This is a genomic window from Burkholderia latens (genome assembly GCF_001718795.1).
In the GTDB taxonomy this organism is placed as follows: Bacteria; Pseudomonadota; Gammaproteobacteria; order Burkholderiales; family Burkholderiaceae; genus Burkholderia; species Burkholderia latens_A.
In genome coordinates, this window is sequence record NZ_CP013438.1 from 1,924,905 (window position 1) to 1,950,339 (window position 25,435).

The 25,435-nt window shown below is 66.6% G+C and carries 24 protein-coding genes and 1 pseudogene; 12 read left to right on the plus strand and 13 right to left on the minus strand.

Annotated features, from left to right (window positions below; all coding sequences use genetic code 11):
* Positions 1–199: 199 nt before the first annotated feature.
* From WK25_RS27840 to WK25_RS27865, 6 genes are read right to left on the minus strand one after another with little or no spacing between them, the layout of a single operon-like run.
* Entirely contained in the window at positions 200–634 is a 435-nt protein-coding gene (locus WK25_RS27840; RefSeq protein ID WP_040138645.1) for a dihydroneopterin aldolase, read from the minus strand.
* Positions 631–1,260, minus strand: coding sequence for a sarcosine oxidase subunit gamma (locus tag WK25_RS27845; protein WP_069243309.1), 630 nt, complete (start codon positions 1,258–1,260; stop codon positions 631–633). The genes WK25_RS27840 and WK25_RS27845 overlap by 4 nt, the downstream gene beginning before the upstream one ends.
* The gene (locus WK25_RS27850; RefSeq protein WP_069243310.1) at positions 1,250–4,261 is read right to left on the minus strand and encodes a sarcosine oxidase subunit alpha family protein; all 3,012 of its coding nucleotides are present in this window, start codon (positions 4,259–4,261) and stop codon (positions 1,250–1,252) included. Before WK25_RS27850 ends, WK25_RS27845 begins: the two co-directional genes overlap by 11 nt.
* A complete protein-coding gene (locus WK25_RS27855) occupies positions 4,258–4,569 on the minus strand; it encodes a sarcosine oxidase subunit delta (RefSeq protein ID WP_040138648.1) in 312 nt (103 codons plus the stop codon). The genes WK25_RS27850 and WK25_RS27855 overlap by 4 nt, the downstream gene beginning before the upstream one ends.
* 26 nt (positions 4,570–4,595) lie before the next feature.
* On the minus strand, positions 4,596–5,840 hold the full coding sequence (locus tag WK25_RS27860) for a sarcosine oxidase subunit beta family protein (protein ID WP_034204196.1): 1,245 nt from the start codon (positions 5,838–5,840) through the stop codon (positions 4,596–4,598).
* Positions 5,841–5,855: 15 nt separating this feature from the next.
* Positions 5,856–7,241 carry an L-serine ammonia-lyase gene (locus tag WK25_RS27865; protein WP_069243311.1) on the minus strand — a complete coding sequence of 462 codons (1,386 nt, stop codon included), beginning with the start codon at positions 7,239–7,241 and terminating at the stop codon, positions 5,856–5,858.
* A gap of 245 nt (positions 7,242–7,486) precedes the next feature.
* Between WK25_RS27865 and WK25_RS27870 the strand changes: the two genes are divergently transcribed.
* The 8 genes from WK25_RS27870 to denD all read left to right on the plus strand — a co-directional run bounded on the left by WK25_RS27870 (position 7,487) and on the right by denD (position 15,709).
* Complete coding sequence (locus WK25_RS27870; protein WP_059544540.1) at positions 7,487–8,560, plus strand: GlxA family transcriptional regulator; 1,074 nt, start codon at positions 7,487–7,489, stop codon at positions 8,558–8,560.
* A 216-nt stretch (positions 8,561–8,776) separates the two neighbouring features.
* Positions 8,777–9,481, plus strand: coding sequence for a FadR/GntR family transcriptional regulator (locus WK25_RS27875; protein WP_069243312.1), 705 nt, complete (start codon positions 8,777–8,779; stop codon positions 9,479–9,481).
* Entirely contained in the window at positions 9,384–10,433 is a 1,050-nt protein-coding gene (ltnD, locus tag WK25_RS27880; protein ID WP_257785764.1) for an L-threonate dehydrogenase, read from the plus strand. The genes WK25_RS27875 and ltnD overlap by 98 nt, the downstream gene beginning before the upstream one ends.
* A 19-nt stretch (positions 10,434–10,452) precedes the next feature.
* The gene (gene otnK, locus WK25_RS27885) at positions 10,453–11,751 is read left to right on the plus strand and encodes a 3-oxo-tetronate kinase (protein WP_069243313.1); all 1,299 of its coding nucleotides are present in this window, start codon (positions 10,453–10,455) and stop codon (positions 11,749–11,751) included.
* Entirely contained in the window at positions 11,751–12,389 is a 639-nt protein-coding gene (locus WK25_RS27890; protein ID WP_069243572.1) for an aldolase, read from the plus strand. The genes otnK and WK25_RS27890 overlap by 1 nt, the downstream gene beginning before the upstream one ends.
* A gap of 150 nt (positions 12,390–12,539) precedes the next feature.
* On the plus strand, positions 12,540–13,865 hold the full coding sequence (locus tag WK25_RS27895; RefSeq protein ID WP_040138654.1) for an MFS transporter: 1,326 nt from the start codon (positions 12,540–12,542) through the stop codon (positions 13,863–13,865).
* Positions 13,866–13,932: 67 nt separating this feature from the next.
* Entirely contained in the window at positions 13,933–14,709 is a 777-nt protein-coding gene (gene otnI, locus WK25_RS27900; protein ID WP_069243314.1) for a 2-oxo-tetronate isomerase, read from the plus strand.
* A gap of 28 nt (positions 14,710–14,737) precedes the next feature.
* Positions 14,738–15,709, plus strand: coding sequence for a D-erythronate dehydrogenase (denD, locus tag WK25_RS27905; protein ID WP_069243315.1), 972 nt, complete (start codon positions 14,738–14,740; stop codon positions 15,707–15,709).
* A gap of 184 nt (positions 15,710–15,893) precedes the next feature.
* Here denD and WK25_RS27910 read toward each other — a convergent pair whose 3' ends face one another.
* Positions 15,894–16,154, minus strand: coding sequence for a DUF4148 domain-containing protein (locus WK25_RS27910; protein ID WP_069243573.1), 261 nt, complete (start codon positions 16,152–16,154; stop codon positions 15,894–15,896).
* A 72-nt stretch (positions 16,155–16,226) separates the two neighbouring features.
* Positions 16,227–16,571: a DUF4148 domain-containing protein gene (locus WK25_RS27915; RefSeq protein ID WP_059544543.1), complete on the minus strand. Its 345-nt coding sequence runs from the start codon at positions 16,569–16,571 to the stop codon at positions 16,227–16,229.
* Positions 16,572–16,775: 204 nt separating this feature from the next.
* Here WK25_RS27915 and WK25_RS27920 point away from each other — a divergent pair, with 204 nt between their 5' ends.
* Entirely contained in the window at positions 16,776–17,465 is a 690-nt protein-coding gene (locus WK25_RS27920; protein WP_069243316.1) for an aspartyl/asparaginyl beta-hydroxylase domain-containing protein, read from the plus strand.
* A 26-nt stretch (positions 17,466–17,491) separates the two neighbouring features.
* Here the strand turns inward: WK25_RS27920 and WK25_RS27925 are convergent, their stop codons facing one another.
* Positions 17,492–18,433, minus strand: coding sequence for a LysR substrate-binding domain-containing protein (locus WK25_RS27925; protein ID WP_069243574.1), 942 nt, complete (start codon positions 18,431–18,433; stop codon positions 17,492–17,494).
* Between the two features lie 77 nt (positions 18,434–18,510).
* Between WK25_RS27925 and WK25_RS27930 the strand changes: the two genes are divergently transcribed.
* From WK25_RS27930 to WK25_RS27940, 3 genes are all read left to right on the plus strand, one after another.
* Positions 18,511–18,909: a nuclear transport factor 2 family protein gene (locus WK25_RS27930; protein ID WP_059544546.1), complete on the plus strand. Its 399-nt coding sequence runs from the start codon at positions 18,511–18,513 to the stop codon at positions 18,907–18,909.
* A gap of 150 nt (positions 18,910–19,059) precedes the next feature.
* Complete coding sequence (locus tag WK25_RS27935; RefSeq protein WP_059544548.1) at positions 19,060–19,329, plus strand: MoaD/ThiS family protein; 270 nt, start codon at positions 19,060–19,062, stop codon at positions 19,327–19,329.
* Positions 19,330–19,383: 54 nt separating this feature from the next.
* The gene (locus tag WK25_RS27940; RefSeq protein ID WP_069243317.1) at positions 19,384–20,538 is read left to right on the plus strand and encodes a WD40/YVTN/BNR-like repeat-containing protein; all 1,155 of its coding nucleotides are present in this window, start codon (positions 19,384–19,386) and stop codon (positions 20,536–20,538) included.
* A 147-nt stretch (positions 20,539–20,685) separates the two neighbouring features.
* Here the strand turns inward: WK25_RS27940 and WK25_RS27945 are convergent, their stop codons facing one another.
* From WK25_RS27945 to WK25_RS27960, 4 genes and pseudogenes are all read right to left on the minus strand, one after another.
* The gene (locus tag WK25_RS27945) at positions 20,686–21,633 is read right to left on the minus strand and encodes a choline ABC transporter substrate-binding protein (protein WP_040138662.1); all 948 of its coding nucleotides are present in this window, start codon (positions 21,631–21,633) and stop codon (positions 20,686–20,688) included.
* A gap of 110 nt (positions 21,634–21,743) precedes the next feature.
* The gene (locus tag WK25_RS27950; protein WP_040138663.1) at positions 21,744–22,745 is read right to left on the minus strand and encodes a GlxA family transcriptional regulator; all 1,002 of its coding nucleotides are present in this window, start codon (positions 22,743–22,745) and stop codon (positions 21,744–21,746) included.
* Positions 22,746–22,863: 118 nt separating this feature from the next.
* Complete coding sequence (choW, locus tag WK25_RS27955; protein WP_040138664.1) at positions 22,864–23,760, minus strand: choline ABC transporter permease subunit; 897 nt, start codon at positions 23,758–23,760, stop codon at positions 22,864–22,866.
* Positions 23,753–25,045: pseudogene (locus tag WK25_RS27960) on the minus strand (quaternary amine ABC transporter ATP-binding protein); the annotation flags it as partial. The gene choW and the pseudogene WK25_RS27960, both read right to left, overlap by 8 nt.
* Between the last annotated feature and the right edge of the window lie 390 nt (positions 25,046–25,435).

The window sequence follows — 25,435 nt, forward strand, 5'->3', positions numbered from 1 at the left end:
ACGCGCGTTCGCGGCGCGCCGCCTCTGCAGGCCAGCATCGTCCGTCATGGCAACACGAAGTGCGACCACCACCTGTGCCGATGCGCGGTCGCGCCTCACGAAGGTTCACACCACACGGCCAGAGGGTCTCCATCGAATCAGCAGCCGTAACGACGCCCAGCGGAGCACGGGGGCCTGCCGCGGCTCCTTCGAATCGCGACTACCCCGCCGCCTCCGTCCACCGCAGGTAATCCCCGCGCGTCCAGTCGAGCGACACGCCGACCCGCTTCGTCCCCGGCCGGATCTTCGGCTTGTACATCGACAGCGTCAGCGACTCCAGCGCGGGCCACTCGCGGAAGGACATTACCGCGACATCCGCGACGAGCGTTTCGAGCAACCGCGTGTGCGGCTTGTGCGACAAGAATGATGCAACGCGTGCGCAGTACCCGTCATAGTCGATCCACTCGCCCTGCTCGCTCGGCTCGCACCGATACCCGAGCCGCGCATCGATCACGACCGGTTGCGGCGCCTCGTGCTCGTGTGCATGGATCCCGATCCGCGCGGGCACCTTCAATTCGTCGACGAACACGCTCCAGCCAGCCCCGCGCAGGCGCGGCGTGTCGATCGCCACGAACGGTTCGTCGAACGGCTTCATGATACGAGCGGCGCCGCGGCGTCGAGCATGATGCGCACGAAATAGTCGGCGAAGCTGCGGCGCACCACGATCTCGAACGTATCGTCGCCGGTCGCGATCAGCGTGATCGGCGACTTGAAGTAATGCGACTGCGCGCACTGGCCCTGCTTGAACACGCGCGGATGCAGATCGAGCGGGCAGCCGCGCGCGATCACGTCGCGCACGCGCTCGCCGGTGACCTCGACGACCGTGTAGCCGCTGCCGACGTCGACCGCCGCCGCATACGAGCCCTGCACCGCCTCGGCAAGGCGAGCCTCGAGCACGCCGGCCTGCACCGGGCCGTTCGAGCGCACGAGCCACTCGTCGGGGCCGAGCCACAGCACGTCGTACTCGGCGCCGCGCGCGACGGTGTTCGGCACCGACGGCGGCAGGCAGCCGACCACGCGCTCGAACGCGCTGACGAATGCGGGGTCGGCCAGCTCGCCGCGCACGTTGACGAGATCGAGGAACGCTCGTTCACGCAGCGTGAACTTCTTCGATGCGCGTGCGTGATGCGGCTTCAGCACATCGGCCGCGCCGACGAACGGCGATTCAAGCGTCACGCCCGCGCCCGCCACCGGCGTCTGGTTTCTCGTTTCATTCCACATGCTGGCGCACCCCTTCGGTATCGTAGAAAACCGGGCTCGAAATCTTCGCGGTGATGCGCTTGCCGTTGGCCAGCGGAATCACGACGCTCTCGCCCATCTTGTTCAGACCGCCCTTCACCACCGCGAGCGCGATCGAGCGCTTCAGGATCGGGCTGTAATAACTCGACGTCACGTGGCCGATCATCGGCGTCGGATCGACCGCCGACACCTGCGTGTCCTTTGCGATGATCTGCGCGCCTTCCGGCAACACGAACTGTTCGTCTTCGGTCAGCAGGCCGACGAACTGCTTGCGGCCCTCCTTCGCGGTATCCGAGCGCGACAGCGACCGCTTGCCGAGGAAGTCCTTCGACTTCGCGACGAGCCCGCCCATCCCGAGGTCGTACGGCGTGATCGAGCCGTCCGTATCCTGACCGACGATGATGTAGCCCTTCTCCGCACGCAGCACGTGCATCGTTTCCGTGCCGTACGGCGTGATGTCGAACTCGGCCCCGGCCGCCATCAATGCTTCCCACACCGCGCGGCCCGCGTTGGCCGGCACGTTCACTTCATACGCGAGTTCGCCCGAGAAGCTGATCCGCATCACGCGCGCCTTCACGCCGGCGACGGTGCCGTTCCGGTAGCTCATGAACGGGAATGCGTCGTTTCCGAAGTCGATGTCCTGGCACACCTTCTGCACGACCTTGCGGCTCTTCGGGCCAACCACCGCGAACGTCGCCCAGTGATCGGTGACGGACGCGAGCCGCACCTTCATGTCCGGCCATTCGGTCTGCAGCCAGCGCTCGAGCCACGTGAGCACGCGCGCCGCGCCGCCGGTCGTCGTCGTCATCATGAAATGCTGGTCGGCGAGGCGCACCGTCACGCCGTCGTCGAACACCATCCCGTTCTCGTCGAGCATCAGCCCGTAGCGGCACTTGCCGACTTCGAGCTTGTTCCACGGGTTCGTGTACATCCAGTTCAGCAGCTTCACTGCGTCGGGACCCTGGATGTCGATCTTGCCGAGCGTCGACGCATCGAGAATGCCGACGCTGTTGCGCACCGCGAGGCATTCGCGCTTTACGGCCGCATGCAGATCCTCGCCGTTCTTCGGGAAATACCACGGCCGTTTCCAGTTGCCGACGTCCTCGAACATCGCGCCGTGCTCGACGTGCCACTCGTGCACGCATGTCTTGCGGATCGGATCGAGGAAGTCGCCCGTCGCGCGGCCGGCGAACGTGCCGAACGACACGGGCGTGTAGTTCGGGCGGAACGTCGTCGTACCCGTTTCCGGAATCGTCTTGCCGAGCGCCTGCGCGAGGATCGCCATCCCGTTGATGTTGCCGAGCTTGCCCTGGTCGGTGCCGAAGCCCATCGCGGTGTAGCGCTTCACGTGCTCGACCGATTCGAAGCCTTCGCGTGCGGCCAGCAGGATGTCGGCCGCGGCCACATCGTTCTGGAAGTCAACGAACTGCTTCGGACCGCGTGCGGCGGCCTCGCGACTGCCGACCAGCCACAATGGCTGCAGTGCGCCTTCGACCGTCTCCGCAACCTGCGGTGCGACCGGACGCTGCGCGGCCGTGAAGCCTGCCGCGTTCGCCGCTTCGGCGCCCGCGTCGACCGCGAGCCGCAGCGCACGGGCGAGACCGAACTCGCCCGCGGCCGCGCCGACGCTCGCCTCGGCCTGCACGGGCTTGCCCGGCAGGAAGCACGCCTTTTCGTCGTTCCAGCACGCCTTGCCGCCGGACTGCGCGAACAGGTGCAGCACCGGGCTGAAGCCGCCCGACATCGCGACGAGGTCGCACGCCAGCGACTGCAGCTTGCCGCCCGTCTGGCCGTTCGAGTAGGACGCGACGTCGACCGACGATACGCGCCACTTGCCCGAAGCGGCCGTCACGACCGCACCGCTCATCACCGTCACGCCCTGCCGCTTCGCGGCGGCGGGCAGCGCGCCGTTCGACGACGCGCGCGAATCGACGACCGTCACCTTCGCACCGCATGCCTTCAGGTCGAGCGCCGTCTGATACGCGCGGTCGTTGTTCGTGAACACGACCGCGTTGCGGCCCGGCAGCACGCCGTAGCGATGAATGTAGGTGGACACCGCGCCCGCCAGCATCACGCCCGGCAGGTCGTTGTTGCCGAACACGATCGGACGCTCGTGCGCACCGGTCGCGAGGATCACGCGTTTCGCGCGGACTTTCCACAGCAGCTCGCGCGTGCCCTTGCGCATCGACACCGGCTGGTGATCGGTCAGGCGCTGCGTGATCGTCACGAGGTTGTGGTCCTGGTAGCCGAATGCGGTGCTGCGCGACAGGATCGTCACGTCCGGCAACTTGCGCAGTTCGGCCTCGATCTTCTCGACCCACTGCAGCGCGGGCTTCGCGTCGATTTCCGCACGGCACGACAGCAGGCTGCCGCCCAGCTCGCGCTGGTCGTCGACGAGGATCACGCGCGCGCCGGCGATCGCTGCCGCATGCGCGGCCGCGAGACCCGACGGACCGCCGCCCACCACGAGCACGTCGCAGTGCGCGTAGCACTTGTCGTAACGGTCGGCGTCGAGCACCTCCGGCGCCTTGCCGAGGCCGGCGGCCTCGCGGATCTTCTCTTCATACTTCGGCCACATGTTGCGCGGCCACATGAACGTCTTGTAATAGAAGCCGGCCGGCATGAAGCGCGACAGCTTCTGGTTGATCGCGTACTTGTCGTTCTCGAGCGACGGCTCCGCGTTCACGCTCGTCGCGACGAGGCCCTGGTACAGCTCGATCTCGGTCGCGCGCGCGTTCGGCACCGTGTACGGGCCGGTCTCGAGCTGCACGACGGCATTCGGTTCCGCGACGTCGGCCGTCACGATCCCGCGCGGACGGTGGTACTTGAAGCTGCGTGCGACGAAGTGCACGCCGTTTGCGAGCAGCGCGGACGCGAGCGTGTCGCCCTGGAAGCCCTGATACGTGCGGCCGTTGAACGTGAACGTCAACGGAATCGCGCGGTTGATGCGGCCACCGGTGCCGAGGCGGTCTTTCTGGCTCATTTGCTGGTGCCCTCTTCGTGTGCGTTGCCGGCAGCCGCGCCATTGGCAGCTCCGCCGAACTTTTCGTATCCCTTGATATCGTAAGTGACCGTATCGCGCGTCACCTTGAACCAGCGGCGGCAGCCTTGCGTGTGCAGCCACTGCTCGCGGTGAACACCGCGCTTGTTCTCGCGCATGAACACGTATTCGCCCCATTCGCGGTCGGTCATGGTCTCGTTTGCGACCGGGCGCACGATGTCGGCTTCACCGCCGCACGTGAACTCGGATTCGGCGCGCGGCCCGCACCACGGACATTCGATCAGCAACATGTTTCTTTCTCCTTCAGTGCGGGGGGTTAGTGCGCGACGGCGGCTGCGCCGTGCTCGTCGATCAGGTGGCCCGTGTAGAAGCGGTCGAGCGCGAACGGTGCGTTCAGCGGATGCGGTTCGTCGCGGGCGATCGTGTGCGCGAACACCCAACCCGAGCCGGGCGTCGCCTTGAAGCCGCCGGTACCCCAGCCGCAGTTGAAATACAGGCCCTTAACGTCGGTCTTGGTGATGATCGGGCATGCATCCGGCGACACGTCGACGATGCCGCCCCACTGGCGGTTCATCCGCACGCGCGAGAACACCGGGAACATCTCGATGATCGCCTGCAGCGTGCTTTCGATGATGTGGAAGCTGCCGCGCTGGCCGAAGCCCGTGTACTGGTCGATACCCGCGCCGATCACGAGGTCGCCCTTGTCGGACTGGCTGATGTACGCGTGCACCGCGTTCGACATGATCACCGAGTTCACGACCGGCTTGATCGGCTCAGACACCAGCGCCTGCAGCGGGTGGCTCTCGATCGGCAGGCGGATGCCGGCCATGTCGGCGAGCGTCGTCGTGTTGCCGGCGGCCACCACCGCGACCTTCTTCGCCTTGATGAAGCCCTTCACCGTATCGACGCCGACCACCGCGCCGCCTTCGCGGCGAATGCCCGTCACCTGGCAGTTCTGGATGATGTCGACACCGGCGCGGTCGGCGCCGCGCGCGAAGCCCCAGGCCACCGCGTCGTGACGCGCGACGCCGGCACGGCGCTGGATCGATGCGCCGAGCACCGGGTAGCGGCTGTTCAGATTGATCGTCGGTTCGATTTCCTTGATCTGCGCGGGCGTCAGGAATTCGGCGTCGACGCCGTTCAGCCGGTTCGCGTTCACGCGCCGCTCGGTGTCACGCACGTCCTGCAGCGTGTGCGCGAGGTTCATCACGCCGCGCTGGCTGAACATCACGTTGTAGTTGAGATCCTGCGACAGCCCTTCCCACAGCTTCATCGCCTTCTCGTACAGCGCGGCCGATTCGTCCCACAAGTAGTTGGAGCGCACGATCGTCGTGTTGCGCGCGGTGTTCCCGCCGCCGATCCAGCCCTTCTCGAGGATCGCGACGTTCGTGATCCCGTGTTCCTTCGCGAGATAGTAGGCAGTCGCGAGGCCGTGGCCGCCGCCGCCGACGATCACGACGTCGTATTCCTTCTTCGGTTCCGGGCTCTTCCACTGCTTTTCCCAGTTCTCGTGATACGAGAGGCCGTTGCGGAACAGGCTGAATATCGAGTAGCGGCTCATGTTAGTGATCCTTCGTTAGCATTCGATGACGTTCACGGCGAGGCCGCCGCGCGACGTTTCCTTGTATTTCGTCTTCATGTCGGCACCCGTCTCGCGCATCGTCTTGATGACCGAATCGAGCGACACGTAATGCTGGCCGTTACCCTTGAGCGCCATGCGCGACGCGTTCAGCGCCTTGATCGCGCCCATCGCGTTGCGTTCGATGCACGGAATCTGCACGAGCCCGCCGACCGGGTCGCAAGTCATCCCGAGGTTGTGTTCCATGCCGATCTCCGCCGCGTTTTCGACCTGGTCCGGCGTACCGCCCATCACCGCGGCGAGTGCGGCCGCGGCCATCGAGCACGCGACGCCGACTTCGCCCTGGCAACCGACTTCCGCGCCGGAAATCGACGCGGTTTCCTTGTAGATGATCCCGATTGCGGCGGCCGTCAGCAGGAACTCGACGATGCCGGCTTCGTTCGAGCCCGGCACGAATTTCACGTAGTAGTGCAGCACCGCCGGAATCACGCCGGCCGCGCCATTCGTCGGCGCGGTGACGACACGGCCGCCCGCCGCGTTTTCTTCGTTGACGGCCATCGCATACAGGTTGACCCAGTCGAGCATCGACAGCGGATCGCGCAGCGACTCCTCGGAGCGCGCACGCAGGCGCCCGTTCAGTTCCGCCGCACGGCGCTTCACGCGCATCGGGCCCGGCAGGTCGCCTTCGACCTTGCAGCCGCGCTCGACGCAGGCGGCCATCGTGCGCCAGATCGCGAGCAGCCCGGCGCGCACCTCGTCTTCGGAGCGCAGCGCACATTCGTTGCGCAGCATCACTTCGGCGATCGACAGCCCGTGTTCGCGGCACTGGCGCATCAGGTCGTCGCCGGTGCGGAACGGATACGGGACCTCGGCGGCCGCACGCACGCCGTTCACGCGATCGCCGTCGCGGTTTACGACGAAGCCGCCGCCTACCGAGTAATACTCCTTCTCCACGAGCAGCTGGCCGTGCTCGTCGAACGCCTGGAAGCGCATCCCGTTCGGATGCACGATGCTCGTGCCGCTCATCAGCTTGCGGTAGAAACCGATGTTCTCCTTCTCGTCGAAGCGGATCGTCTGCTTGCCGAGCAGCGACAGCGACTTCTCCGCGCGGATCGCGGCGAGCCGCGGCTCGATCAGGTCGGGATCGATAGTGTCCGGCAGATGGCCCTCGAGACCGACCAACACCGCCTTGTCGGTGCCGTGGCCCTTGCCCGTCGCACCGAGCGAGCCGTATAGTTCGACCCGCACGCGGCGCACGAAGCCAAGCAGGTTCGCGTCTTCGATGTGCGACGCGAAACGGCAGGCGGCGATCATCGGGCCGACCGTATGCGAGCTGGACGGGCCGATGCCGATCTTGAACAGGTCGAACGCGCTGACGTTCATCTGGCTTCCTCTGGGTGGGCGTACGTGAAATGTCGTTGGCGTCAGTACATCAAAGCGTAAAATTGGCCGATAGAACAAAAACGGCATCGGCGTGGGATACCGCCGCCAAGCGCCGCGACGGATGGTCGGAAAGTGCGTTTTGGCGATGATTGACGACGAAAAACCACAAGTCGGCCGCGAGCAGTGCCCGCAGAGTGAATGAACCGAGTGAGACCCGCCTTCCGGGCGTGACGAGATTGACCGCAATGACACCCGACGTACCCGCTTCCCCGATCGCCGAACCGCCGCCGCAGCGCATCCGCTTCGGAATCGTGCTGCTGCCGAACTTCACGCTCACGGCGTTCTCGGGCTTCGTCGACATGCTGCGCCTGTCCGCCGACGACGGCGATTACAGCAAGCCGGTGCGCTGCGCATGGAGCGTGATCGGCGAAACGCTGGCGCCGGTGCGCGCGAGCTGCGGGATCCAGATCACGCCGTGGGAAACCTTCGACAGCGCGGAACCGTTCGATTACGTGGTCGTGGTCGGCGGGTTGTTGCATTCGGGCCCGCAAGCCGGCCCCGAAACGCTCGAGTTCATCCGCCGCGCGGCGGGCGGCGGCGCGACGATCGTCGGAATCTGCACGGGCGTGTTTACGCTGATGCGTGCAAACGTGCTCGACGGCTACCGCACGTGCGTAAGCTGGTTCCACTACTGGGACTTCATCGAACGCTTCCCGAACGCCGCCCCCGACATGCTGATCGCCGACCGTCTGTTCGTGATCGACCGACGCCGGATCACCTGCTCGGGCGGGCGCGCCTCGATTGACGTCGCCGCCGCGATCCTGCTGCGCCATTTCGACCACGCGACCGTGCAGAAGGCACTGCGGATCTTGCTCGTCGGCGAGATGCAGAAAGGCAACGCGCCGCAGCCGCATCCGCCGGGCCTGGAGCCGGCCACGCACCCGAAGGTCAAGCGCGCGATTCTTCTGATGGAACAGCATGTCGGGCGCGCGCTGCCGCTCGAGGAACTCGCGTGCAAGCTCGACATGTCGACGCGCCAGCTCGAGCGGCTGTTCAAGGCCGAGACCGGCAAGAGCCCGCAGGCATTCGCGAAGCAGGTCCGGCTGCGCACGGCCGCGTGGCTGCTGACGAGCTCCGACCGCACCGTCGCCGATATCGCGTCGAGCTGCGGGTTCGCCGATGCGTCGCACCTCGGCCGCGAATTCCGCAAGCAATTCGGCGTGCCGCCCGCGACGTACCGGGAGCGCGGCGCGGACGTCGCGGACGCCGGCGTGCCGGCCGCGACCGACGCCGATCCCGTTGAAGACATCGCCGACTGACGATCGCGCGCCGCCGCAGACGCTGCCGCGCGCATTCGCCTCATTTCCCTTCCCCCGCGCACCACACCCTTCAGGATCGCTGCAAATCAGCGCGATTGAAACCGGTTCCAGCCAAGTTGGCCGACGTTGAGCGTCGCTGACCGAGGGTTATTCCCGATACTGACACGCGCGCACAAATTTGTATGATGACCACATCACCTTACAAACCATTGCGCCATGTTCGAGAAAATTCCCGCCCGTGCGATGAGCGACCACGTCGCGCAGCAACTGCTCAAGCAGATCGAAGCCGGCAGTTTCTCGGCCACCGGCAAGCTGCCGACGGAAGCCGTGCTCGCGCAGGAATTCGGCGTGAGCCGCACCGTGATTCGCGAAGCGATCTCGCGGCTGAAGAACGAGGGCGTGGTCGAGCCGCGCCAGGGCAGCGGCGTGTTCGTGAACCAGCACGGCGCGATCCGGCCGCTGCGGATCGATTACGCGGAAGCCGTCGAGGCGAGTTCGCTGCCGCACCTGCTCGCGGTGCGCCGCGCGATCGAGGCTGAAGTCGCGGCCGAAGCCGCGCTGCACCACACCGCCGACGACATGGCCGACATCGACGACGCGCTGCGCAAAATCGACGACGCGGTGGCCGAAGGGCGCGACGGCGTCGCCGAAGACGTCGCGTTTCACCGCACGATCGCGGGCGTCACCGGTAATCCGTATTTCCTCAAGACGCTGCAGTTCCTGAACCAGTACCTCGAGGCCGGCGTGAAGGTCACGCGTCGCAACGAAGCAACGCGCGAGGATTTCTCGCGGCAGGTGCGCGACGAACACGCGGCGATCGCGGATGCGATCCGCGCGCGCGACCCGATGGCGGCGCGCAACGCGGCGCGCACGCACATGTACAACGCCGCCCGCCGTCTCGCGGAAGCCGGCATCTGTTGAAGCCCGGCGGCGCGCGCGTCGCCGTTGTCCCGAATCTCTATCGAATCGATCAAGGTTGACCATGTCACGAAATGTTGGAGTCATCGGCCTCGGCGCGATGGGCCTCGGCGTCGCCCGCTCGCTGCTGCGCGCGGGGTTCCGCGTACACGCGTGCGACGTGCGCGACACCGTATTGCAGGCATTCGCGGCAGAAGGCGGCGTCGCGTGCGCGACGCCGGCCGAACTCGGCGCGCGGTGCGACGTCGTCGTCACGCTCGTCGTCAATGCTGCGCAGACCGACACGGTGCTGTTCGGTGAACACGGCGCGGTCGCTGCGATGAAGCCCGGCGGCGTCGTGATCGCGAGCGCGACCGTCGCGCCCGATTTCGCGGTCGCGCTCGGTGCGCGCATCGAAGCCGCGGGCTTGCAGATGCTCGATGCGCCGGTGTCCGGCGGCGCCGCGCGTGCGGCGTCGGGCGAAATGACGATGATGACGTCGGGCCCTGCCGCCGCGTACGCGGCGTGCGACGACGTGCTCGCCGCGATCGCCGGCAAGGTCTACCGTCTCGGCGACGCGCACGGCATCGGCTCGAAGGTGAAGATCATCAACCAGTTGCTGGCCGGCGTGCATATCGCGGCGGCGGCCGAGGCGATGGCGCTCGGGTTGCGCGAAGGCGTCGATGCGGACGCGCTGTACGACGTGATCACGCACAGCGCGGGCAATTCGTGGATGTTCGAGAACCGCGTGCCGCACATCCTGAACGGCGACTACACGCCGCTGTCCGCCGTCGACATCTTCGTGAAGGATCTCGGCCTCGTGCTCGATACCGCGCGCCGCAGCAAGTTCCCGCTGCCGCTGTCGGCTACCGCGCACCAGATGTTCATGAATGCGTCGAGCGCCGGCCACGGCGGCGAGGACGATTCCGCCGTGATCAAGACTTTCCCCGGCATCACGCTGCCGCCCGCCCGCTGATTCGAACGACGTACCTGCCATGACCGCTTCCGCTTCCCGTCCCTTGCTCGGCTGCATCGCCGACGATTTCACCGGCGCGACCGATCTCGCGAACATGCTCGTCAAAAGCGGCATGCGCACCGTGCAGACGATCGGCGTGCCCGCCGACGGCGCCGCGATCGACACGCCGATCGACGCCGACGCGATCGTCGTCGCGCTGAAGTCGCGTACGATTCCCGCGGCCGACGCCGTCGCGCAATCGCTCGCCGCGTACGCATGGCTGCGCGCGCAAGGCTGCCGGCAGTTCTTCTTCAAGTACTGCTCGACGTTCGACTCGACCGATGCCGGCAACATCGGGCCGGTTGGCGACGCGCTGCTCGATGCGGCCGGCGACGCCTTCACGATCGCGTGTCCGGCGTTCCCCGAGAACGGCCGCACGATCTTTCGCGGCCACCTGTTCGTCGGCGACGTGCTGCTGAACGAATCGGGAATGGAGCATCATCCGCTCACGCCGATGAAGGACGCGAACCTCGTGCGCGTGCTGCAGCAACAGACGAAGTCGCCGGTGGGCCTGATCCGCTACGACACGATCGCGCAGGGTGCAGCGGCCGTGCGTGCGCGCATCGACGCGCTGCGCGCGGATGGCGTGCGCTTCGCGATTGCCGATGCGCTGTCGGACCACGATCTTCACGTGCTCGGCGAAGCGTGCGCGAACCTGCCGCTCGTCACCGGCGGCTCGGGTATCGCACTCGGCCTGCCGGAGAATTTCCGCCGCGCGGGGCTGCTGCCGCAGCGCGACAACGCGGCATCGCTGCCCCGCATCGACGGGCTGTCGGCAGTGCTCGCCGGCAGCGCGTCGAAGGCGACGAATGCCCAGGTTGCCGCCTGGCGCGAAAGCCGCCCGAGCTTCCGGATCGATCCGCTTGCCGCAGCGCGCGGCGAACCCGTCGTCGACGAAGCGCTCGCCTTCGCGCGTTCGCATCTGCCGCAGCCCGTGCTGATCTATGCGACCGCGACGCCCGACGAAGTGAGGGCCGTTCAGCACGCACTCGGCGTCGAAGCGGCCGGCCACCTTGTCGAAACCACACTCGCGGCGATCGCGCGCGGGCTGCGCGAGCTTGGCGTGCGCAAGTTCGTCGTCGCGGGCGGCGAGACGTCCGGCGCGGTCGTGCAGGCGCTCGACGTGAAATCGCTGCAGATCGGCGCACAGATCGATCCGGGTGTGCCGGCCACCGCCACCATCGGCGCGCAGCCGCTCGGCCTCGCACTGAAATCCGGCAACTTCGGCGCCGTGGACTTTTTCGACAAGGCGCTGCGCGCGTTCGACGGAGCCGCATGATGAGCAACGAAGCGAAACTGCGCGAAGAAATCTGCGTCGTCGGCGCGAGCCTGTATGCGCGCGGGCATGCGGTCGGCAGCGCCGGCAACATCAGCGCGCGGGTTGCCGACGGCTGGCTGATCACGCCGACCGACGCCTGCCTCGGCCGCCTCGATCCGACCGACATCGCGAAGGTCGGCTTCGATGGCCAGCCCGTCTCGGGCGGCAAGCCGTCGAAGACGCTCGCGCTGCATCGCGGGATCTACGCACGCAACACGCAAGCCAACGGCGTCGTCCACACGCATTCGACACATCTCGTCGCGCTGACACTCGCGGGCGTGTGGCGCGACACCGACGTGCTGCCGCCGATCACGCCGTACTACGTGATGAAAGTCGGCCACGTTCCGCTGATCCGCTATCGCCGCCCCGGCGATCCGGCCGTCGCGGCCGAAGTCGCGGCGCTCGCCGACCAGGTGCGCGGCGTGCTGCTCGAGCGCCTTGGCCCGGTGATGTGGGGACCGTCGGTATCGCATGCGTCATATGCGCTCGAGGAGCTCGAGGAAACGGCGAAGCTGTGGCTGATGTCGAACCCGAAACCGGAACCGCTTTCCGGCACTGCGCTCGACGAACTTCGCGAAACCTTCGGCGCGCGCTGGTAACCCAACGTACATCGCACGCATCGTGCATTGCGCGTCATAGAGGACTACCAACCGATTATCTCGCCCGCCGTGTGCGTGGGCCCTTCCGTCAGCACACACACGATCCGGCGGCGTACGCGCCGCCGGCACACGACATCATTGGAGACAACGATGACTGCTCTCGACGCGGCCGCAAGCCGCTCAACCGCCGCGGCCGCCCAAGCGGGCGAACTCGACCGCACCTACAAGAAGGTTTTCTGGCGCATCGTGCCGTTCCTGATGCTCTGCTACGTGGTCGCGTATCTCGACCGCGTGAACGTCGGCTTCGCCAAGCTGCAGATGTCGCAGGATCTCGCGTTCAGCGAAACGGTGTTCGGCCTCGGCGCCGGCATCTTCTTCCTTGGCTACTTCCTGTTCGAGCTGCCGAGCAACATGCTGATGCATCGCATCGGCGCGCGCATCTGGATCGCGCGGATCATGATTACGTGGGGGCTGCTGTCCGCACTGTTCGCGTTCGTGAAGACGCCGACGCAGTTCTACGTGCTGCGCTTCCTGCTGGGCCTCGCGGAAGCCGGCTTCTATCCGGGCGTGATCCTGTACCTCACGTACTGGTTCCCGTCGCATCGCCGCGCGAAAATCATCGCGGTGTTCATGTCGGCGATTCCGGTATCGGGCATTTTCGGCAATCCGCTGTCGGGCTGGATCATGGAGCGCTTTCACGGCGGCTCGGGCTTTCACGGCTGGCAATGGATGTTCGTGATCGAGGCCGTCCCGGCCCTGCTGATCGGCATTGCAACGATCCTGTATCTCGACAACGGCATCCGCAGCGCGAAGTGGCTCGACGAGCGCGAGAAGCAACTGCTCGAGGATGAAATCGCCGCGCAGCCGCAGGAACAGCACAAGCACGGTCACACGCTGAAAGCCGTGTTCGCCGACCCGCGCATGTGGTGGATGTCGCTGATCTATTTCGCGTTCGTCACCGGCCAGTACGGGCTCACGTTCTGGATGCCGACGCTCGTCAAGTCGACCGGTATCACCGATACGTTCCAGATCGGTCTGCTGTCCGCCATTCCGTTCGTCGTCGCGATCGTCGTGATGAACGTGTTCGGCCACAGCGCGGACAAACGTCGCGAACGCCGCTGGCACCTGATCGTGCCCGCGCTGATGGGTGCGATCGGGTTTGCGGTCGCCGCGTCGTACTCGCACAATACGGCGGTGTCGATCGTGTTCCTGTCGCTCGCGGCGGGCGGCGTGCTGACCTGCGCACCGCTGTTCTGGTCGCTGCCGACCGCGTTTCTCGCCGGCTCCGCCGCGGCGGCCGGGATCGCGATCATCAACTCGGTCGGCAACCTCGCCGGGTTCGCGAGCCCGTACGTGATCGGCTATCTGAAGGACCTCACGCACAGCACGTCGTCCGGCATGTACGTGCTCGCCGGGATGCTCGTGATCGGCGCGATCGCCGTGTGGCTCACGCCGGCCAAACTCGTGAACCGCTGAGCCGACGATTTGCCATTCGACGCGGGGTGCCGAGCGCCCCGCTCATTCATTCACAGGACCTGCTGCCATGCCCCGCTTCGCCGCCAATCTCTCGATGATGTACAACGAGCACGCGTTCCTCGACCGCTTCGCCGCCGCCGCGCATGACGGCTTCAAGGCCGTCGAATACCTGTTCCCGTACGACTTCGCCGCGGACGATATCCGCGCACGCCTCGATGCGCACAACCTCGAGCAGGCACTGTTCAATGCGCCGCCGGGCGACTGGGCTGCAGGCGAACGCGGAATTGCGTCGCTGCCCGGCCGCGAGGAAGAATTCCGGCGCGGCATCGATCAGGCGCTCGACTATGCACGCGTGCTCGGCAACAAGAAGCTGCACGTGATGGCCGGGATGGTGCTGCCGGGCGCGGACCGCGCGCGCCATCGCGACACCTATGTCGCGAACCTGCGCCATGCGACGCAGGCCGCAGCCGCATTCGGTATCACCGTCCTGATCGAACCGATCAACCAGCGCGACATGCCCGGCTATTTCCTGAGCCGCCAGGACGACGCGCACGACATCTGTGCGGAAGTCGGCGCGCCGAACCTGAAGGTGCAGTTCGACTGCTATCACTGTCAGATCGTCGAGGGCGATCTCGCGATGAAGCTCAAGCGCGATTTCGCGGGCATCGGCCACATCCAGATCGCCGGCGTGCCCGAGCGTCACGAGCCGGACGTCGGCGAACTGAACTACCCGTATCTGTTCGCGCTGATCGACGCGCTCGGCTACGACGGCTGGATCGGCTGCGAATATCGGCCGAAGGCCGGCACGTCGGAAGGCCTGGGCTGGCTGAAGCCGTACCTGTAATTCAAGTATTTCAACGAGGGCAACGAACATGAAAGTACTGATCACCGGCGGCGCCGGCTTTCTCGGCCAGCGTCTCGCGCGCAAGCTGCTCGAGCGCGGAGAACTGACCGGCCCCGACGGCCGGACCGGCAAGATCGATGAGCTGGTGCTGCTCGATGTCGTCCAGGGCAGCGACTTCGGCGATGCACGCGTGACGTCCATCGTCGGTGACATCGCAGACCGCGCGGTGCTCGAGCGTGCGATCGACACGCAGACGGGCGCGATCTTCCACCTCGCGGCAATCGTCAGCGGCCAGGCCGAAGCCGATTTCGATCTCGGCATGCGGATCAATCTCGATGCGTCGCGCGCGCTGCTCGAAGTGTGCCGCGCGCGCGGCCACAAGCCGCGCGTCGTGTTCACGAGCTCGGTAGCCGTCTACGGCGGCGCGCTGCCCGACGTCGTGCAGGACGACACCGCGCTGAACCCGCAATCGTCGTACGGCGCCGAGAAGGCGATCGCCGAACTGCTGCTGTGCGACTACGCGCGCCGCGGCTTCGTCGACGGCCGCGTGCTGCGGCTGCCGACCATCAGCGTGCGGCCAGGCCGCCCGAACGCTGCAGCGTCGTCGTTCGCGAGCGGCATCATCCGCGAGCCGCTGAACGGCGAGGAAAGCGTGTGCCCGGTGCCAGGCTCGACCCGGCTGTGGCTGCTGTCGCCGCGCGGCGCGATCGAAGCGCTCGTCGCCGGGTGCGAGCTCGACGGCGCGCGGCTTGGCAACAAGCGTGCGATCAACCTGCCGGGCCTGTCGGTGTCGGTCGATGAAATGATCGACGCGCTGCGCGAAGTCGCCGGCAACGACGTCGTGAAACTGATCCGCCACGCGCCGGACGAACGCATCGAGAAGATCGTCGGCAGCTGGCCGGGCCGCTGGGACACGACGCGCGCGGAAGCGCTCGGACTGAAGGGCGATACGTCGTTCGCAGACGTGATCCGCAGCTACATCGCCGACGAACGGCATTGACGGCCGCGCCCATCGGCCGGCGCGGCACGCGGCGCGAAGGGCGCATGCAGCCAGCATGACGCCACGCGCGCGCCGCGCCGCCGACGCACGGCGCGGTACTGTCCACGGGTGCGCGCCGCGACATGCGCGCCCGAGCGGGTCCGGATGCTGGGCGACCGGCAAGCATGTACGGGCACATCGCCATCTAGTTTCCGAGCGGGACCGGCGCGCCAGCGGCAGACGCCGCCATTCGTGCATGCTCGTTCGCGGCCACCCGCGCTTGTGCCGCCTGAATGTCCGCCGGATATTCGCCGTCGTCGCCTTTCGACGGGTCGTACCCGGCCGCCTCCAGACGCATCAACTCTTCACGAACCTGCGCGCGCGTCAGCGGCGTATTCGATTGCGCGAACGACGCTTGAGCGGCACACGCGCCGGCCACGATCAGTAGTGCGATACAAGTTTTCATCATCGGCTCCTGCAGTTTTCCTTGCTGATCAAACGAGGTGAAGACGAGAATGCGACGAAGCGTGCCGCCCGCTCAGCTTCCGAAGTACAGCGTGCAGAAGCTTTCCGGACCCACGCACGCTGCGGTGCGCGCACTCGGCGCGGGCATTGCCGGCTTGCCCGCATCGGTCGTCGCGGCCGGCGCGCTGCCGAGCGCAGTCTCCGCCTGCCGTTGCGGCATCTGCGCGGCTTGCCGCTCGAACATCGGGCTCACCGCCGGGTATGACGTGTCGGTCACGAAGCGCAACCCGTCGTTTTCGGCGTCGATCAATTGCTGCCTGACCTGCGCGCGCGTCAGCGCCTGTGCCGACGCGGGCGTCGCGACACTCGCGACGGAAATTGCCGCCACCGTGGCGGCCACCAGCCAATACGTATTCATGCTCAGCTCCTTCGGAAGTCAACGAGACGACGTGCTACATCCCGTATGACGACGCCCGATGGGTGTTTATTCCCGCAGTCGCGCGCTGCATGCGCCGGATTTCCGCGTGCTGTCATTCTTTCGTCAGCCGGCGTAACCTGACGTAACGCAGGCCCCACCTTGCGTGGGGCAGACTGACGACACCTTGTGGACCGCTCACCGACCATGTCCGTCGTATACGACTATGCAGCCGGCCTGCTTCGCAGGCTGTACGACCGCCATATCGACAGCGGCGCCGTACTCGATACGGCCGCATTCCCCGACGCCGAACGTTTCGTTCGCGCGTGGCCGGCCATTCGCGCAGAAGCGCTCGACGTCGCGCGCGATCTGCCGCGCATCCCGCGCTTTCACGAGATCATGCGCGAGCAGCGCGACATCTCGGCCAACGATGCGCGCGACTGGCGAATGTTCATCATGCAGGCTTACGGACAGCCGTTTCCGCGCAACCTGTCGCGCTGCCCGACCGTCGCAGCAATCGTCGCGGCGTCGCCGGACGTGCTGTCCGCGTCGCTGTCGTTCCTTGCGCCGGGCAAGTACATCCCGCCGCATCGCGGGCCGTTCCGCGGCATTCTGCGCGGCTATCTGGTGCTGTCGATGCCGAAGCGCGCAGATGGCACGCCGGCTGCCGTGCTCAAGGTCGACGGCCGCGAATATCGGCTCGAAGAAGGCCGTTTCCTGCTGTGGGACGACACGTTCGTGCACGAGGTCTGGAACGACAGCGACGAAGTGCGGATCGTGCTGCTGCTCGATATCCGCCGGCGCGGAATGCCGCGCGTGCTCACGTGGCTGTCGAACGCTGTGATCGGCATCGTGCGGCTCGGGATTCGCGTGCGCGGGCAGTCGATTCCGGTCTAGCGGGCCGGCACACGCGCGCTGCGCATTCAGTCCTCGCGCGCGAGCCGCGTCAGTACGTCCGCAAGCGCCTGAATCGCCGGTTGCGCGGCACGCTGCGCCGGATAGACGAGGTAGTAGCCGAGACCATTGCGCACCACGTCCGGAAACGGCGCAACCAGCGTTCCGGCCGCGATCCGGTCCGCCGCCATGCGCGGATCGCCTATCGCAACGCCATGCCCCTGTGCCGCGGCCGTCAGCGTCAGTTCGAGCGTATCGAACACCAGCCCGGTAGCTGGGTCGACCTGCACCGCGCCGACGGCGTTCAACCAGCATCGCCATTCGTCGCGGTTGCCCGCCGGATGCAGCAGCGTCGCCCGTGCAAGATCGGCGGCGGACTTCAACGACGCGCCGGTCTCGCGCGTGCACAGCGGCGTCAGGCATTCGTCGAACAGCGGCACCGCCACGATGCCCGTCCAGTGTCCGCTGCCGCGCACGACGATCGCGTCGAAACCGGCGTCGGTGAAATCCGGCGTGTCGTCGGCCGATGTGTGAATGCGCAGCTCGGTGCGCGGCAACGCATGATTGAGCGCCGCCAGCCGCGGCAGCAGCCAGCGAATCGCGAACGTCGACGGCAAGCGCAACGTAAGCGTCGACGCAGCGTGCGCGTGGGCATGCGCGTGTCGCGCCAGTTGCGCGAGCACGTCGACGGCGACTGCCAGCAATGCGGTGCCTTCGGCGGTCAGCGTGAGCCCCGACGGATGGCGCACGAACAATGCGCACCGGTAATGCGCTTCGAGCTGCTGCACCTGCCGGCTCACCGCGCCTTGCGTCCGGCACAGATGCTCGGCTGCGCGATTGAAACTGCCAAGTTCGGCGGCAGCGACAAAGGCCTGGAACGCCGTCAGCGGCGGCAGCGCGCGGGTGAGGTCCGCGAGCGGATATGCGTGTCCGGCATACCCGGATTGCGGATTTTTCGTTTGTTCGGTCATCGCTGCATCGCTATCGTGGTTGGACCGCATCGCGACCGCGGTCGCGATGGCCCTTCAACACTCAGCGGAGAAATACCATGGTCGAATCGTCCAGCGCACTATACACGCGGCAGGTCGATACCTACCTGAAAACGCTCGAACGCGGCGATGCAGCCGAGATCTGTGCATTGTTCACGCCGGACGCGCAGATATTTTCGCCATTCCTCGGATGGATGTCGCCGCAGCCGTTCTTCGACAAGGTCGTGGCCGCATCGGGACAAAGCCGGATCACGCCGATCGACATCTGCGTCAGCACGACCGGCGCACGCCGGGCCACCGGCTATTTCGTCTATGACTGGGGACTGAAAGACGGCTCCGCCGTGCGGTTCGAGTGCGTCGACGTATTCGAATTCGCCGAGGACGCGCGCATCGAGCGCATGATCATCGTCTACGACACGTATCCGATCCGCAGTACGGTCGGCGACAAGTATGCATGACGCGGCGGCGCGCGCCCGGACGCCCCGGGCAATGGCGCGCCGCAGCAACCTCGCCAGCGACTGACGCGTACGACTGTGCCGCCATCGGCCCGATCGATCGCCTACACTACAGACGATTCCGGCTCCGCGCGGCTCCTGCCAGCCACTGACATGGCCCACATCTTCTTCGCGGCATCGATCCAGCGGCACATCGACACGCCCGAGCGCGACGTCGACGCGCGCACGCTCGGCGAAGCGTTCGAATACGTGTTCGGCGAACAGCCGCGGCTGCGCGGCTATATCGTCGACGACCAGGGCGCGCTGCGAAAGCACCTGTCGGTGTTCATCGACGGCCAGCCGGCGCGCGACCGGCAACATCTGTCGGATCCGCTCGGTACGGAGAGCCGCGTGTACGTCGTGCAGGCATTGTCCGGCGGGTAACTCGCGGATCCGCACCGTAGCAAGCGCCCGATCGCGCCCCAGGAGACACCCGACATGAACGATCGACTGCTCGTCGCGACCCGCAAGGGCCTGTTCGTGCTTCACGCCGACGGTAATGGCGGCTGGTCGCTCGGCGAACCCGACTTCATCGGCGAACCCGTCAGCATGGCGCTGGCCGACCCGCGCGACGGCACGCTGTATGCGGCGCTCAATCTCGGCCATTTCGGCGTGAAGCTGCATCGTCGTCGCGCCGGCGCGGCAGAATGGGAAGAATGCGCGGTGCCCGTCTATCCGCCGCAGCCCGCCGAGCCGCCGCGGGCCGACACCGGCGCACATGCGCGCACGGGCGACGCCGACGCCGCGGACGAAGCGCCCGCGCCGCCTCGCCCGCCGTGGACACTCCAGCAGATCTGGTCGCTCGAAACCGGCGGCGCCGACGAGCCCGGCGTATTGTGGGCCGGCACGATCCCGGGCGGGCTGTTCCGCTCCGGCGACGGCGGCGATTCGTGGGTGCTCGACCGCGCGCTGTGGGACCGTCCGGAGCGGCTGGAGTGGTTCGGCGGCGGCTACGACGCGCCGGGCATCCATTCGGTGATGGTGGATCCGCGCGACAGCAGGCACGTGACGATCGGCATCTCGTGCGGCGGCGTGTGGCAGACCGTCGATGGCGGCGCGACGTGGCGCGTCAGCGCAGACGGCATGGAGGCCGACTACATGCCGCCCGAGCGGCGCGGCGAGCCCAACGTGCAGGATCCGCATCGCGTCGTCCAGTGCGCGGCCAACCCGGACGTGCTGTGGACCCAGCATCACTGCGCGATCTTCCGCTCGACCGACGGCGGCGCGCATTGGCAACGGATCGAAGCGCAGCCGTCGAGCTTCGGCTTCGCGGTGGCCGTCCATCCGCGCGATCCCGACACCGCGTGGTTCGTGCCGGCCGTGAAGGATGCGTGCCGGATTCCGGTGAACGGCCGGTTGGTCGTCACGCGCACGCGCGACGGCGGGCGCAGTTTCGAGATCCTGTCGAACGGCTTGCCGCCGGCGCCCGCCTACGACCTCGTGTACCGGCACGGGCTCGCGGTGGACGACTCGGGCACGCGTGTCGCGATGGCGTCGACGACGGGTGGACTATGGACGTCCGAGGATGGCGGCGACCACTGGCGGCAGATTTCCGCACATTTGCCGCCCGTGTATTGCGTACGCTTCGGGTGACGCTCGGCGAACGTGGAACGACGCAAAGCGCGCCGCGCTGCGCGCAGAAAATGACAAAGCCGCCGGCAGCAGGACGTCTGCCCTGCCACCGGCGGCTGATATCGACGCGGGCTTGCCGGCGACGTCCGGCAAGCCCGCGCGCATCGATCAATGCACGCCGAGATACGCCTTCACCGCCGGCAGGCCCGGCTTGCCGTCGATCGTCGTCACGCCGGCCAGCCACTTGTCGAGCGATTGCGGGTTCGCCTTCAGCCACGCGGCAGCGGCCTTGTTCGGGTCTTCCTTGTTCATGATCGGCACCATCACGTGGTTCTCGATCGACGTCGTGAACTGCAGGTTCGACACGAACTTCGCGACGTTCGGGCAGCGCTGCGCATAGTCGGGCGGCGTGGCCGTCAGCACCTTCGCTTCGCCGTAGTTCGGGCCGAACACGTCGTCGCCGCCGCTCAAGTAGTCGATCTTCATCTGCACGTTCATCGGATGCGGTTCCCACCCGAGGAACACGATCCACTGCTTGTCGCGAATCGCGCGATTCACCTCGACGAGCATCCCGGCCTCGCTCGATTCGACCAGCTTGAACTTGCCGAGACCGAACTGGTTGCCGTCGATCATCTTCTTGATCAGCGCATTGCCGTCGTTACCCGGCTCGATCCCGTAGATCTTGCCGTTGAGCTTGTCCGCGTACTTCTGGATATCGGCGAACGACTTCAAGCCGCCCTGGTACACGTAGTCGGGCACCGCGAGCGTGTATTTCGCGCCGGTCAGGTTTGGCGTGGCAAGCACCTTGATCGTGCCGGCCTTCGTGAACGGCTGAATGATCGGGTCCATCGTCGGCGACCAGTAGCCGAGGAACACGTCGATCTGCTTGCTCTTGATGCCGGCGAACGTGATCGGCACCGACGCGATCGTCTTCGTCGGCGTATAGCCAAGCCCCTGCAGCATCGTGGCCGCGAGGCCGGTGGTGGCCGCGATGTCGGTCCAGCCGACGTCCGCGAAGCGCACGTTCTTGCACACGGGCGGATCGGCCGCATATACGGCCGACGTCGGCGCGGCAATTCCGATCCCGCATACCGCTGCGATCAATAGGCGCTTCATCTGTCTTCTCCTCAAAGTGACGTCGTTTTTCATGGGTGCGGGATCGATGATTGAAACCGCGCGCCGCGATCCCGGCGGCGTCGCGGCGCAAGTGGTTCGCGCCGGTCGCATCAGCGCCCCGGCAGCCGGCGCTCGTAGCTCGGCGCGTGACCGAACTGCGCGCGATACGCCTTGCTGAAGTGACACGGCGAATGGAAGCCGCACGTCGTCGTCACGCGTGCGATCGACGCATCGGTCGTGCGCAGCAAATCGCGCGCGCGTTTCAACCGCAGGGTCAGGTAATAGTGCGTCGGCGAAACGTTCAGGTACACCTTGAACATCCGCTGCAGGTGCCGCTGCGACAGCCGCACGAGCCGCGCGAGTTCCTCCAGCGACAGCGGTTCCTCGATGTTCGCCTCCATCAGCCGCACGACCTCGATCAGCTCCGCGCGCGAGAATCCGACGCGTGCATCGACCGGAATCGGCTGCGTGTCGGTCGAGCTGCGGATGCGCTCGAGGATGAACTGTTCGGACACCTGCGCGGCCAGCTGCTGGCCGAAGCGCATCCCGACGAGGTTGAGCATCAGGTCGAGCGGCGCGGTTCCGCCGGTGCACGTGAGGCGGTCGCGATCGACGACGAACAGCTCGTCGGCAAACCCGACCTGCGGAAATTCCGCATGCAGCGCGGACAGGTTTTCCCAGTGGACGGTGCAGCGATAGCCGTCGAGCAGCCCGCCGGACATCAACGCGTACGCGCCGGTACAGATGCCGCCGAGCGGCAACCCGCGTTCGGCGAGCGCCGCGAGCGTGTCGCGCGCACGGTCGTCGACGACGTCGCGGATGCGGATTCCGCCGCACACGATCATCACGTCGGGCAGGTTCGTGTAGTCGAGCGCCTGGGTCGGCCGCACGGCGATTCCATTGCTCGCATGGACCGGCGCACCGTCGAGCGAATAGATCGACCAGCGGTAATGGTCCGCACGTCCGACGTAGTTCGCCATCCGAAGCACTTCGACGGCGCTCGAGAACGCGATCATCGAAAAGTTCGGCAGCGTGAGGAAACCGAAATGGGCAAGCGACGAAACCGGTGAAACGCAAGCGGCGGGCACGGCGGCGGCGGCGGCGGACGTCACATCGGGCTCCTGACGAACGGTTGAGCAGGTTGCAGGATGCCAGCCCCCGCGGCATATGCAGCGGAGGGCCGGAGTCGAATCGGGAAGGCGGCCGGCAGACGCGCCGGCCGCCGGTGAATCAGGCTTGAACGGGCGCGCCCTTCGCGCGGAACAGCTGCTTCAGGCCCGAGAACAGCGGTGCTTTCACGGTGCCCGGCGCGCGGCCGAAGCTCTCGGTGATGCGGTCGAGAATGATCGCGAGCAGCACGACCGACAGACCGCTTTCGAAGCCAAGACCGATGTCGAGGCGCTGGATGCTCGCGAGCACGTCGTTGCCGAGGCCGCCGGCGCCGACCATCGACGCGATGATCACCATCGACAGCGCCATCATGATCGTCTGGTTCACGCCCTGCATGATCGACGGCAGCGCGTTCGGGAACTGCACCTTGTACAGCAACTGCCACGGCGTGCAGCCGAATGCCTGGCCGGCCTCGACGATCTCGCGATTCACGTGCCGGATGCCGAGGCTCGTCAGCCGCACGGCCGGCGGCATCGCGAAGATCACCGTCGACAGGATCCCCGGCACGCGGCCGAGACCGAACAGCATCGCAGCCGGAATCAGGTAGACGAATGCGGGCATCGTCTGCATCAGGTCGAGAATCGGACGCACGATCGCGGCGACCCACTTGCTCTTCGCGGCCCAGATGCCGAGCGGAATGCCGAGCACGAGGCTGATGATCGTCGACGACAGCGTGAGGCCGAGCGTGATGACCGTCTGATCCCAGAAGCCCGTCGCGAAGATCAGCAGCAACGACAGTGTGGTAAACAGCGCGAAGCGCCAGCCCACGCGCCACAAACCCACGCCGATGAAGACGGCCATCATCAGCCACATCGGAACCGCCTGCAGGCTGTGCTCGACGAATGCGGCAAGCCCTTCGATCGCGCGGCCGATCGCATCGAACGTCGCCGCGTCATGGTCGAGCAGGTAATGAACGGACTGGTCGACCCAGCTGCCGAGCGGAATCATTTCAGACATGGGAGCCTCGCGAACGCGTGATGGCCTTCAGGATGAGTGCACGGTCGACCGAGCCGCAGTAGCAGCCGTCGTCGTCGACGACGGGCAGTGCATTCGGACTCGCGACGACGCGCGCGACGACGTGTTCGAGCGACGCGTCGCGGCGAATGCTTTCGATCGGCCGCACGGACGGCGTGTCCTGGCCGATCGCCTCACGCGTGACGAAGCCGCGGATCTTGCGCTGGGCGTCGAGCACGAATGCGTATTCGGCGCTGCCGTTCAGCGTCGCCGCGACGTTCGCGGCATCGCACTTCGACACGACCGGCACGGCGCCCGTCTGCATCAGGTCCCCAGCCGTCAGGTAGCGGCTCGTGTCGATGCCGTCGAAGAATGCGCGCACGTAATCGTCGGCCGGGTTTGCGATGATGTCCTGCGGCGTGCCGACCTGCACGAGGCGGCCGCCCTCCATGATCGCGATGCGGTTGCCGATGCGCAGTGCCTCTTCGAGGTCGTGCGACACGAACATGATCGTGCGGCGCTGTTCCTTCTGCAGTTGCAGCAGCACATCCTGCATTTCGCGGCGCTTGAGCGGATCGAGCGCGGAGAATGCCTCGTCCATGATCATCAGCGACGGGTTCACGGCAAGCGCGCGGGCAAGGCCGACGCGCTGCTGCATCCCGCCGGACAGCTCGGACGGCAGCTTGTGGCAGAACGGTGCGAGACCGACCTGTTCCAGCACTTCCATCGCGCGGCGCTCGCGCTCCTTCTTGCCGACGCCCGCAACTTCGAGGCCGAACGCGGCGTTGGACACCACGGTGCGATGCGGCATCAGCGCGAACGACTGGAACACCATGCTCATGTCCTTGCGGCGCAGCGCGGTCAGCGCCGAGCGGCGGGCCGATGCGACGTCGAGCCCGTCGATCAGCACCTTGCCGGCGCTTGGATCGACCAGCCGGTTCACGAGGCGGATCAATGTGGATTTGCCGGAGCCGGACAGGCCCATCAGCACGAATATTTCGCCTTCCTGCACATTGAACGACACGTTGTGCACGCCGACCACCTGGCCGGTACGCTTGAGCACATCGTCTTTCGTCGCACCGGCGGCGAGCATGTCGAGCGCCTGTTGCGGGTTGCTTCCAAACACCTTGCACAGACCTTCGACCACGACCTTGGGGGCATCCATCGAAACCTTCTCCTCGTGTAGCGGGGACTCACGCGTGTTCCTAGCGTGCCTACATAGTTGCCAGAAAAAACCCCGACCTGCCGACGAATTACGACAAACGCTTGCGCAAATACGACACGCCCGACAGCCGCGCCAGGCGGGGCGCTGCGCCCGAGCGCACCTGATTGCGGCAATGCAGTACGCGCGCGCCCAACAACGACGGGCATCGCCCGCCGGCGTTGTGCGAAGCAGCGCGACACGAATGCGCGGTCGTTTTGCGACAATCGCCAGCGGGCGCGCGTCGCTTTGCGACAATTTCACGTCCGATCGGACTGAGCCGGCTGCGTCGAGCGCACAAAGCGAATGGTCGTACGAAAACATGCACCACGAACGCGCGCGAGTCATGTTTTCGACCGCGCCGGCAACCCAGAAAATCCCGCATGGGCGCTGTGATACATTGCCGGCAGCCACACCGGTTGCGACCTCGCCGCGCACCTTTGCGCGCCGCGGCGTGCCGGGGATACACGGACGCCG

Bases quoted from the DNA above. Each gene is read 5' to 3' on its own strand.
- WK25_RS27840 (WP_040138645.1), bottom strand. From the start codon at position 634: ATGAAGCCGTTCGACGAACCGTTCGTGGCGATCGACACGCCGCGCCTG.
- WK25_RS27845 (WP_069243309.1), bottom strand. From the start codon at position 1,260: ATGTGGAATGAAACGAGAAACCAGACGCCGGTGGCGGGCGCGGGCGTG.
- WK25_RS27850 (WP_069243310.1), bottom strand. From the start codon at position 4,261: ATGAGCCAGAAAGACCGCCTCGGCACCGGTGGCCGCATCAACCGCGCG.
- WK25_RS27855 (WP_040138648.1), bottom strand. From the start codon at position 4,569: ATGTTGCTGATCGAATGTCCGTGGTGCGGGCCGCGCGCCGAATCCGAG.
- WK25_RS27860 (WP_034204196.1), bottom strand. From the start codon at position 5,840: ATGAGCCGCTACTCGATATTCAGCCTGTTCCGCAACGGCCTCTCGTAT.
- WK25_RS27865 (WP_069243311.1), bottom strand. From the start codon at position 7,241: ATGAACGTCAGCGCGTTCGACCTGTTCAAGATCGGCATCGGCCCGTCC.
- WK25_RS27870 (WP_059544540.1), top strand. From the start codon at position 7,487: ATGACACCCGACGTACCCGCTTCCCCGATCGCCGAACCGCCGCCGCAG.
- WK25_RS27875 (WP_069243312.1), top strand. From the start codon at position 8,777: ATGTTCGAGAAAATTCCCGCCCGTGCGATGAGCGACCACGTCGCGCAG.
- ltnD (WP_257785764.1), top strand. From the start codon at position 9,384: ATGCGATCCGCGCGCGCGACCCGATGGCGGCGCGCAACGCGGCGCGCA.
- otnK (WP_069243313.1), top strand. From the start codon at position 10,453: ATGACCGCTTCCGCTTCCCGTCCCTTGCTCGGCTGCATCGCCGACGAT.
- WK25_RS27890 (WP_069243572.1), top strand. From the start codon at position 11,751: ATGAGCAACGAAGCGAAACTGCGCGAAGAAATCTGCGTCGTCGGCGCG.
- WK25_RS27895 (WP_040138654.1), top strand. From the start codon at position 12,540: ATGACTGCTCTCGACGCGGCCGCAAGCCGCTCAACCGCCGCGGCCGCC.
- otnI (WP_069243314.1), top strand. From the start codon at position 13,933: ATGCCCCGCTTCGCCGCCAATCTCTCGATGATGTACAACGAGCACGCG.
- denD (WP_069243315.1), top strand. From the start codon at position 14,738: ATGAAAGTACTGATCACCGGCGGCGCCGGCTTTCTCGGCCAGCGTCTC.
- WK25_RS27910 (WP_069243573.1), bottom strand. From the start codon at position 16,154: ATGAAAACTTGTATCGCACTACTGATCGTGGCCGGCGCGTGTGCCGCT.
- WK25_RS27915 (WP_059544543.1), bottom strand. From the start codon at position 16,571: ATGAATACGTATTGGCTGGTGGCCGCCACGGTGGCGGCAATTTCCGTC.
- WK25_RS27920 (WP_069243316.1), top strand. From the start codon at position 16,776: ATGTCCGTCGTATACGACTATGCAGCCGGCCTGCTTCGCAGGCTGTAC.
- WK25_RS27925 (WP_069243574.1), bottom strand. From the start codon at position 18,433: ATGACCGAACAAACGAAAAATCCGCAATCCGGGTATGCCGGACACGCA.
- WK25_RS27930 (WP_059544546.1), top strand. From the start codon at position 18,511: ATGGTCGAATCGTCCAGCGCACTATACACGCGGCAGGTCGATACCTAC.
- WK25_RS27935 (WP_059544548.1), top strand. From the start codon at position 19,060: ATGGCCCACATCTTCTTCGCGGCATCGATCCAGCGGCACATCGACACG.
- WK25_RS27940 (WP_069243317.1), top strand. From the start codon at position 19,384: ATGAACGATCGACTGCTCGTCGCGACCCGCAAGGGCCTGTTCGTGCTT.
- WK25_RS27945 (WP_040138662.1), bottom strand. From the start codon at position 21,633: ATGAAGCGCCTATTGATCGCAGCGGTATGCGGGATCGGAATTGCCGCG.
- choW (WP_040138664.1), bottom strand. From the start codon at position 23,760: ATGTCTGAAATGATTCCGCTCGGCAGCTGGGTCGACCAGTCCGTTCAT.